The organism is Bacteroides sp. 1_1_30 (assembly GCF_020982715.1).
GTDB classification, from domain to species: domain Bacteria; phylum Bacteroidota; class Bacteroidia; order Bacteroidales; family Bacteroidaceae; genus Bacteroides; species Bacteroides xylanisolvens.
Window position 1 is genome coordinate 1 of the sequence record NZ_JAJKHN010000048.1, and the last position, 1,214, is coordinate 1,214.

1 protein-coding gene is annotated in these 1,214 nt (G+C 41.1%); it reads right to left on the bottom strand.

Annotated elements, in window-relative coordinates; genetic code table 11:
- Nucleotides 1-84: 84 nt before the first annotated feature.
- Complete coding sequence (locus LPH68_RS15010; RefSeq protein ID WP_151923871.1) at nucleotides 85-1,023, bottom strand: site-specific integrase; 939 nt, start codon at nucleotides 1,021-1,023, stop codon at nucleotides 85-87.
- Nucleotides 1,024-1,214: the final 191 nt, after the last annotated feature.

Genomic DNA, 1,214 nt, shown 5'->3' on the forward strand with positions numbered 1-1,214 from the left:
TGATTTCGTTTGGTTGTTTTAAGAAATATGCTCATATTTGCACCGATATTCATTCCCGTTACCTACAAAGTAACAGAGTAATTTTCAAGCGCTTACACCTATAACAGAGCGTTTCACGAAGTCAAGAACTTGTCTATTTGCTTCATCAATTTTCTTACTCCGAAAAGGTTTCAAATAAGTCTTCGTCACAGTGATAGACGAATGTCCCATCGCTTCGGAAATAATACCCGGATGAATTTCACAATAATAAGCTGTCGTAGCCCAGGTATGGCGGGCGGTGTACGAGCTCAACTTATCGGATAATCCCAATAATTCACCTAGCAACATCAACTGTTGGTTAAAACTGCGCAGCGCCAACTGATATTCGCGATACGCCTCTTTAGTTCCTTCACGGCTTTTCAACAACGGAAATAAATAAGGAGAAGAAGGATCACGATTCATATACTTCTTCACCAAGATCATCGCTTCGGGGGTCAATGTCACTGACAATGGTCGTCCTGTCTTACGTCTGCGATACGTTATTACGTTATCACGCAAATCACTCTTACGCAAATAAGCGAGATCGACAAACGGCATACCACGAAGCGAAAACATCAGAATGAATAACTCTTGTGCCTGACATACAGCAAATGGCACACCTGATGTACGAGACAATTTGGCAAACACCTTCTTCATATCGTCATCACACAACGCACGTTTATGATCGGCACGAGTACCGGTATAAACCGAACGGAACAGATGAGGTACATAAGGAGCTTTCCCAAGATCGACGGCACGATTGTAAACCGCACGAAACGTACGCAGATAAGTGGAAACGGTGTTCCAGCTACAACCACGACTGCGAAGGTAAACTTCGAATCCCTTCAGCCACTCCGAAGTTACTTCACTAAAAAGCAAATCTTCTTCCCCACAATAAGCAATGATGGCATTCAGACTGCTACGATAAACATGCGCAGTACCGAAGTTTCCCTCCATCTGTAGCCCCATGGCTACCTGCTTCATAAATGTTACTACTTTCAACATTTCTCAATTTATTAATTTATTCGACAATAAAGATACAAGTATTCTCACTATTACCACCCGGATATATCCAAAGATATTCTATCATTTATATAACTGCCATCCATCAATATTCATTTTTTATTGTTACTTTTGTGAGAAAATGAAAGAGTTATGAACCAACCAGTAAAGCGCAAACGTATTCCGTACGGAAT